The organism is Neobacillus cucumis (assembly GCF_016908975.1).
GTDB classification, from domain to species: Bacteria; Bacillota; Bacilli; order Bacillales; family Cytobacillaceae; genus Neobacillus; species Neobacillus cucumis.
The window spans coordinates 208,029-216,155 of the sequence record NZ_JAFBEX010000011.1 but is presented as its reverse complement, the minus strand read 5'-3'; the positions used below and the strand labels follow the sequence as shown (position 1 = coordinate 216,155).

The 8,127-nt window shown below is 43.5% G+C and carries 9 protein-coding genes; all 9 read right to left on the bottom strand.

Features of this window, described 5'->3' with window-relative positions; genetic code table 11:
- Positions 1–593 (bottom strand): transposase (locus JOC76_RS16590; protein WP_205179241.1); only part of this gene is annotated, 593 nt, incomplete at its 3' end.
- A gap of 238 nt (positions 594–831) precedes the next feature.
- Positions 832–1,719, bottom strand: a complete 888-nt coding sequence (gene prmC, locus JOC76_RS16585; protein WP_205179239.1) for a peptide chain release factor N(5)-glutamine methyltransferase — start codon at positions 1,717–1,719, stop codon at positions 832–834.
- A complete protein-coding gene (prfA, locus tag JOC76_RS16580; RefSeq protein WP_205179237.1) occupies positions 1,709–2,782 on the bottom strand; it encodes a peptide chain release factor 1 in 1,074 nt (357 codons plus the stop codon). Before prfA ends, prmC begins: the two co-directional genes overlap by 11 nt.
- Positions 2,783–2,923: 141 nt before the next feature.
- Positions 2,924–3,421, bottom strand: a complete 498-nt coding sequence (locus JOC76_RS16575) for a hypothetical protein (RefSeq protein WP_205179235.1) — start codon at positions 3,419–3,421, stop codon at positions 2,924–2,926.
- Positions 3,422–3,453: 32 nt separating this feature from the next.
- The gene (locus JOC76_RS16570) at positions 3,454–3,675 is read right to left on the bottom strand and encodes a hypothetical protein (RefSeq protein ID WP_205179233.1); all 222 of its coding nucleotides are present in this window, start codon (positions 3,673–3,675) and stop codon (positions 3,454–3,456) included.
- A 111-nt stretch (positions 3,676–3,786) separates the two neighbouring features.
- Positions 3,787–4,383: a thymidine kinase gene (locus tag JOC76_RS16565; protein WP_205179231.1), complete on the bottom strand. Its 597-nt coding sequence runs from the start codon at positions 4,381–4,383 to the stop codon at positions 3,787–3,789.
- Positions 4,384–4,549: 166 nt separating this feature from the next.
- On the bottom strand, positions 4,550–4,762 hold the full coding sequence (gene rpmE / locus JOC76_RS16560) for a 50S ribosomal protein L31 (protein ID WP_205179229.1): 213 nt from the start codon (positions 4,760–4,762) through the stop codon (positions 4,550–4,552).
- Between the two features lie 204 nt (positions 4,763–4,966).
- A complete protein-coding gene (gene rho, locus JOC76_RS16555; protein WP_205179220.1) occupies positions 4,967–6,232 on the bottom strand; it encodes a transcription termination factor Rho in 1,266 nt (421 codons plus the stop codon).
- 325 nt (positions 6,233–6,557) lie between these two features.
- Complete coding sequence (murA, locus tag JOC76_RS16550; RefSeq protein WP_205179218.1) at positions 6,558–7,841, bottom strand: UDP-N-acetylglucosamine 1-carboxyvinyltransferase; 1,284 nt, start codon at positions 7,839–7,841, stop codon at positions 6,558–6,560.
- Positions 7,842–8,127: the final 286 nt, after the last annotated feature.

Genomic DNA, 8,127 nt, shown 5'->3' with positions numbered 1-8,127 from the left:
TTCAATTCATCTTCAACTTCGTCAGAAGTTGATTTTGGTGGAAATTTCTCCTTCATTGATTCATCGATTTGATAGACTGCTTTTCTAAGATTTTTGGACTTCTCTTGCAAAAATTCCTTTGGCGACTTTTGGTTATAACGTGACTGCGTATGTGTGGAGTCCACAATTATTGTTTTACTTTTTATAATTTCCTTTTCAAGTGCAATTTCAACGGTTTTCCCAATAAGTAATTCTAATAAGCCCACATCTTTAAGACGGTGCTTACGAAATTTTGTTAACAAACTAGGATCTATTACCGGGTCTTCTGGTGCCATGTCGAGGAAATACTTAAACGACATATCATATCTGGAACGCTGTACGATATCTACATCTGACAAATCATAAATCGACTTCAGTAATAGATATTTGAACATTCGAATTGGTGGCACTGCATTCCTCCCGTTATCTAGGCAATATTTCGTTTTTAATTCTTCAAGAATGAACGAAAAATCCACTAATTCTTTAATTTGTCGAAGCATATTTTCTTGTGGGACAACAAGATCGTAAATTGCTATATATGGACTAAGAGTAAAAGATTCTTGATCGGAAATCATCTGAATACCACCGTAAAATTTAATAATTTTATTATAAAACAAAAAAGCAGTTGAAAGGTCGATAAAATCTACCTTTCAACTGCTTAAAATGTGGACTTTTTCAGTGGCCTCGCAAAAGCGCCTGTGGGGTCTCCCCTGCCCCTCACTCCCGCAGGAGTCGAACGCCTTCCGCTCCAATCAATAGAGTGTTTTGTTTATCATAGGCAAGGAATAAAAAGAGTGTTAAATCAACGTTGATTTAACACTCTTTTATTTCGGCAAAAACCATCCGATCCCTGCCATTGATATCATGAACAATTTCGACATTAGCCTGCGGGAAGGTCTGGCAGAGGAGTTCTGCTACGGCTTTCCCTTGCCCCATGCCGATTTCGAAACAGACAAGAGCCGTTGGTGCAAGGACCTGCGGCAGTTCCTCCATAAATCGGCGATAGAAATCCAAACCATCTTCACCGGCAAAAAGGGCACGGTGCGGCTCATGCTCGGTTACCACCTCAGACATGGTTTCCATGTCTCTGTTCGGAATATAAGGCGGATTTGATACCACCACATCCAGTTTTTCTCCATACGCTATAAACGGCAGGAGCAGATCCCCTTTAACAAACCTAACATCAGCCCCAAGCCGAGTCGCATTCTCCCGCGCCACCGCCAGCGACCCCTCCGCAATATCCGTAGCGGTCACAATGGTGCCTGTCACCATCGATCTCACTTCTGCTTCGAGTTTTAGCGTGATGGCGATGGCGCCGCTGCCTGTGCCGATGTCGGCAATCCGGATTTGTTGGCCGCTGTCAAAGAGTTTCTTTATCCGCTGGAGTGTTCCATAGACAAGTTCTTCCGTTTCCGGTCTTGGAATCAGGACCTCTTCATTGACGATAAATGTCCGTCCATAAAATTCCTCAGAGCCCATGATGTATTGTACAGGTACCCCTTGCTCAACATGAGCCCGGACTGCTTTTTCAAATGACTCCCATACGCCCGAATCCAGATCCTCTCGCATGTTAGCAAACAGTTGCGAACGCGACATCCCAGTAAAATGACGGAGCAATAGCTCCCCTGCATTTTGGTCACGCCCCGCCTCCATTAAAAAAGAAGAAGCCCAGTTTAGGGCCTCAAACACTTTATTCTTCATTTGCCGCATCCAATCTTCTCGCTTGGTCATCCATAAACAAAGCATCGATGATTTCATCAAGCTTTCCTTCCACGATTTGATCTAGCTTTTGAAGCGTTAAACCAATACGGTGGTCAGTCACACGATTTTGCGGGTAGTTGTAGGTACGAATCCGCTCCGAACGGTCACCTGTACCAACTGCCGCCTTTCGAGTTTGATCGAACTCTGCCTGCGCTTCCTGCTGGAACTTATCATATACACGCGCACGTAATACTTTCATCGCTTTATCACGGTTTTTGTGCTGCGATTTTTCATCCTGAATGGATACCATAATTCCGGTTGGAAGATGTGTCAAACGAACTGCTGACATTGTCGTGTTAACGGACTGTCCACCGGCACCACTTGAAGCAAACGTATCAAAACGGATATCTTTTTCATGAATTTCATATTCAAATTCTTCCGCTTCCGGTAAACATACCACCGTTGCCGTTGATGTATGAATCCGACCGCCTGACTCGGTTTCCGGTACACGTTGTACACGGTGGGCACCGCTCTCAAACTTTAATTTGGAGTATGCACCTTGACCATTAATCATAAAACTAATTTCCTTGTAGCCACCAAGACCTGTTGGGCTGGCATCAATCAATTCTGTTTTCCAGCCTTGTGCCTCTGCATAACGGCTGTACATCCGATAAAGAGTTCCCGCAAACAATGCCGCCTCTTCCCCACCCGCAGCGCCGCGGATTTCAAAAATAACGTTTTTGTCATCGTTCGGGTCTTTTGGCACAAGAAGAATTTTCATTTTCGCTTCAAGCTCTTCGATTTGACTCTCAAGCTCACTGACTTCTTCTTTTACCATTTCACGCATTTCAGCATCAAGCTTCTCATCAAGCATGGCCTTTGCATCTTGAAGCTGCTCACGAGCCTCTTTATATTGACGGTAAGTTTGTACTGTTTCTTGTATATCAGCTTGCTCTTTTGAATATTCGCGAAGCTTTTTTGTATCATTAATAATTTCTGGGTCGCTTAAAAGTTCATTTAACCTTTCATAGCGATCTTCCACGGATTGAAGACGATCAAACACAGTTCATTCACCTCGAGTTTTAGTCCATAACATTCTAATTATAGTATAGGTGAAAACCCCCGTCAAAACCAAATTGAGGGAGGACAAATTTAAAAAGCATTTTTGGGCAAAAAAAACATGCCCCATAAAAGTTAGAGCATGTTACCTGTGGTTATCTTTAATACGTACCTCTATATGATAACGCGGAATTGCATGAACGAGTTTACGTTGGAGCCGGGCTTCTGCATCGTTTCTATCATAATTGGATTGCGCCCCTTTTTTATAAACCGTTACCCACATCCGATCGCCGTTAATCCAGACCGAATCTGTAGTGAACTCGTTTGTTCCAGCAATCACTTGTTTGGCTTTGTTAATGTCGTTGCCATGATTGTTGGCCCCGGCCTCTCCACCGCTGCCCGTGTGCTTAAGATCGAGGAAATTCGGGTTTTGGTTGGTAATATCATCTTCGACCAAATGCTTTTTGTTCTTGCCGCGGTCGCTTATGCTATCAGGTCCATCTCCGTCTTTTCCACGGATGGACATGTTGTGGGTGGCATTATCGTTGCGGAGGTCGTTAGACCCTTGTTTGCTTTGGGTCTGACAGCCACTGATGATCAATAATACGATGATACTCTCAAGTAACAGCCACTTTTTCAGCATCCTTACACCTCCTCTTACTATATTGCCCGGGCCTAAGCTAATTTGAGCAAGAGAAATCTTTCCAAGGGTAGATGGGTATGGGTGTTGGATGTTAATGCAGGTGCCCGTGTGCGCGGGTGGCAGTTTAAAATGATAATAATTCCACCTATTCTGAACATAATTCCACTTGTTTGGACCAGAAATCCACCCGTTAAAATCATAATTCCACCTGTTTGAACCAGAATTCCGCCGATTCCCACCAGAATTTCGCGCAAAAACAAAAAACTGCCCAGGAACTTAATCCCAGACAGTGTTAAAGGTGACAGGCACCGTAACTTATATTTTCACTTTGCTAATGACCTTTTTGGTGACAGGCACCACTTATTTTAGCGGGTGGTGACTGGTGTTGTTTTTGGTACTTCGTGGTGGTGTCGGCAACGCGGTTCGTAGGCTTCAGCTGCGCCCACTAAAATAACCGGATCATGATAAGATGCCGGGCGACCATTAATCAACCGCTGTGTTCGACTCGACGGCGAACCACATACCGTACATACAGCCTGGAGCTTCGTTACCGACTCCGCAATCGCCATTAGCGCAGGCATCTGCCCAAACGGCTCCCCACGGAAATCCATATCCAGACCGGCACATACTACACGGTGTCCTCTGTCAGCCAGCTGCTGAACCACTCGGACAATTCCCTCATCAAAAAACTGAACCTCATCAATCGCAATGATATCGACATCCGCCTCTACATGATGCAAAATCTCAATTGAATGGGAAATTGGCGTCGCATGAAAAGAAGTGCCATTATGGGAAACAACAGAATGCTCGTGATAGCGATTATCAATTTTCGGCTTAAACACAGCTATATTTTGTTTGGCAAACTGAGCCCTTCGTACCCGACGAATCAATTCCTCTGATTTCCCGGAAAACATACTGCCACAGATAACCTCAACCCATCCGCTTTGCTTCATTAAATACATAAACGGCGTCTCCTTCCTATAACGAACCCTCTACGAACTATATTGTATATTGTAAGCTGAAATCTCAACTATATTTAAGTATTTTTACAGCTGAATCTATGTCAAATATAATTTTTTTCAATAAAAAACAGGCAAGCCATAGGTCCTCTTGCCTGTTTTTGAGTCATTATTGTTGTTGTGATTTAAGGCCGTATTTTTTGTTGAAACGGTCAACACGTCCGCCAGCTTCAGCGAATTTTTGACGACCAGTATAGAATGGATGACATTCTGAACAAGTTTCAACGCGAATTTCGTTCTTAACTGAACCAGTTTCAAATGTATTACCGCATGCACAAGTCACCGTAACCATTTTATAATTTGGATGAATTCCTGCTTTCATTCTTTTCATCTCCTTCCGCCCTGAATCATTCGAAACAGAGTTATATAAATGCCTGTCTTTTAGGGACAAGCATGAAATACTTCAAACACACTGCACCCATTATAACAAGGCAAACCGTATTTTGCAAGTTGGGATTTGTTGGTTTCTTTTTTAAAAAGGTACTCAAATCCGTCCCTCTATACGGCTTGTCCAGATAGCAAATTCCTACGACCTTCTAGTCTTCAGCTCTTCGCTTAATTGAGCGAAGAATTCTTCATTGGATTTCGTCTGACGTAATTTTTTCAAGAAGCGCTCGGCAAAATCTGGTGAATCTGACATAGATTTGCGAATTGCCCATAATTTATCCAAATGATCCTTCGGAATGAGCAGCTCTTCCTTACGAGTACCCGAGCGGCGAATATCAAGCGCAGGGAAAATACGGCGCTCAGCCAAACTGCGGTCAAGATGCAGCTCCATGTTACCTGTTCCTTTGAATTCCTCATAAATGACATCGTCCATCCGTGAACCTGTATCGACAAGTGCAGTCGCCAGAATCGTTAAGCTGCCGCCCTCTTCAATATTACGGGCAGCCCCAAAGAAACGCTTCGGACGATGGAACGCAGCCGGGTCAATACCACCGGAAAGTGTACGGCCGCTTGGCGGAATAACTAAGTTATAGGCACGCGCCAAACGCGTTATGCTATCCATCAAAATCACGACATCGCGCTTATGTTCAACCAAACGCATTGCCCGGTCAAGTACAAGCTCAGCCACTTTAATATGATTCTCAGGCACTTCATCAAACGTCGAGCTGACCACATCGCCTGCAACAGAGCGCTCGATATCGGTTACCTCTTCCGGACGTTCATCAATTAACAGTACAATTAACTCGACATCCGGGTGGTTGGTTGTAATGCTGTTGGCAATTTCCTTTAACAGCATCGTTTTTCCGGCCTTTGGCGGCGCTACAATCAAACCACGCTGGCCAAAACCAACCGGTGCAACCACATCCATTATCCTCGTCGATAAATGCTTCGGTGTTGTTTCCAGCTTCATTTGTCTATTTGGATATAAAGGAGTCAGCGCTGGGAAATAGACACGCTCCTTCGCGGATTCCGGGTCTTCCCCATTAACAGCCTCAACATGAAGTAAACCATAATAACGTTCATTTTCTTTTGGAGGTCGAACCTTACCGGACACCTTGTCCCCATTGCGGAGGTCAAAACGGCGGATTTGCGATGCGGAAATGTAAATATCCTCAGAGCTTGGCGAATAGTTGATTGGCCGTAAAAAGCCAAAGCCCTCTGATTGAATAATCTCTAGGACGCCTTCCATAAAGAAAAAGCCCTGTTGCTCAGCGCGAGATTTTAAAATTGCAAAAATTAATTCTTTTTTCGTTAATTTGCTGTAATAGGTTACTTTATATTCGCGAGCAAGCTCATAAAGTTCCTTCAGCTTCATATTTTCTAAACTTGAAATTGTTAAGTCCATTTGTACACCACTCTTTAAAATTTTTCCAGCAAATCCGCTTTTTGAATAGCGAGAGATTGTCCAGTTAGATAATATTCGATATTAGAGGAAATGAAAATTGAAGTAGAAAAAGAAATGAATAGAATTGCAGAAAATATGCATAATAAAAACAATTACTATTTTACCCTTTGTTCAAAAAATTAATCAACTAAAATTTATTTATTCCATATCAGGTACATATTTCCAACCAAATTCAATTATAACGAAGAGACTAGACTGAAAAATCTAGCCTCTTCCCATGATACGTCAGCAATTAATACTGCCTACATATTATTAATGGTGCCTGTCACCGGTTTAGGTGTTCGAGTTCTTCTTTTGTTAGGGCTTCGCGCCAAACGGTTGCTCCGAGTCCGTTTAGTTTTTCCACTAGGTTGCTGTAGCCACGGTCAATGTGCTCGAGGCCTGTTACTTCCGTAATCCCCTCAGCGAGCAAACCTGCTATGACAAGGGCTGCTCCGGCACGCAAGTCGCTTGCCTTCACTTTCGCCCCCTGCAGTTGAATGGGACCATTAATTATGGCAGAGCGCCCTTCAACTTTAATATTCGCATTCATTCTTCTTAACTCATCGATATGTTTAAAACGGGCCCCATAAATAGTATCGGTCACCACGCTTGAACCTGACGACTTCGTCAACAAAGTGGTAAATGGCTGCTGCAGATCGGTTGGGAATCCCGGATAAACAAGCGTTTTGATATCAACCGCTTTCAAACTGGCTGATCCATCGACAAACACTTGGTCATCTCCCGTCTCAATGCGCACGCCCATTTCGCGGAGTTTAGCGATTAAAGATTCTAAATGCTGCGGAATCACATTATCGACCAAAACCCCTTCACCGACAGCAGCACCTAAAATCATATAGGTCCCTGCTTCAATCCGGTCTGGTATAATCGTATGTCTGCAGCCATGAAGTTTCTCAACACCATCAATCCGAATCACATCGGTTCCGGCACCCTTTATTTTCGCACCCATATTAGTTAACAATGTGGCCACATCAATAATTTCCGGTTCTTTTGCAGCATTTTCGATAATCGTCCGCCCTTTAGCGCGTACTGCTGCCAGCATGATATTTATGGTTGCTCCGACACTGACCACATCTAGGTAAATACGGGCACCGCGCAGTTCGTCTGCACGCAGATAAATCGCACCTTGCTCGTTTGTTATTTGAGCACCAAGGGCTTCAAAGCCTTTAATATGTTGGTCAATCGGTCTTGGACCGAGATGGCACCCGCCAGGGAGACCAATTACCGCCTTCTTAAACCGTCCGAGCATGGCACCCATTAAATAATAGGAAGCGCGCAGCTTTTTAACCTTACCGTTTGGCAGCGGCATTGAAATCATGTTTGAAGGGTCAACCGTCATTTCCTCTTCAGTCATTACAACCTTACCGCCGATTTCCTCCAGCAAGTCTTTTAGGATCTCAACATCGGAAATATCCGGTAATCCTTCAATTGTTACGGGTGATTCTGCCAGTATGGTTGCAGGAATTAGCGCCACAGCACTATTTTTAGCTCCACTGATGCGAACTGTCCCTTTTAACGGATATCCGCCCGCAATTTTAAGTTTTTCCATTACTTGACTCCCTTCTAAAGCCCACGTAAGGTTGCACGAATGGTTGTAAGAACGGACTTTTATTTTAAGCTTCAGCACGGATATGCTGCTCTAGAGACTAAATTCAACGTGCTTACCTTTATTTAAAAAAGACCACTGTTACCAAGTGAGGCTATAGGTATATTTTTCCAACACAAAAAGTCAAATTCCGACAGCTTGTCTATTATTAGTTTACACGAAAATTAGAATTTCATGTATTTATAATAAAAAAATTTATAGTACTTTGTCCAGCAGCCGTGGCGTCAAT

What these genes read in the sequence shown, in the direction of transcription:
- rho (WP_205179220.1), bottom strand. Translation starts at nt 6,232, where the DNA reads ATGGACTTAACAATTTCAAGTTTAGAAAATATGAAGCTGAAGGAACTT.
- rpmE (WP_205179229.1), bottom strand. Translation starts at nt 4,762, where the DNA reads ATGAAAGCAGGAATTCATCCAAATTATAAAATGGTTACGGTGACTTGT.
- JOC76_RS16565 (WP_205179231.1), bottom strand. Translation starts at nt 4,383, where the DNA reads ATGTATTTAATGAAGCAAAGCGGATGGGTTGAGGTTATCTGTGGCAGT.
- JOC76_RS16575 (WP_205179235.1), bottom strand. Translation starts at nt 3,421, where the DNA reads ATGCTGAAAAAGTGGCTGTTACTTGAGAGTATCATCGTATTATTGATC.
- prmC (WP_205179239.1), bottom strand. Translation starts at nt 1,719, where the DNA reads ATGAAGAATAAAGTGTTTGAGGCCCTAAACTGGGCTTCTTCTTTTTTA.
- murA (WP_205179218.1), bottom strand. Translation starts at nt 7,841, where the DNA reads ATGGAAAAACTTAAAATTGCGGGCGGATATCCGTTAAAAGGGACAGTT.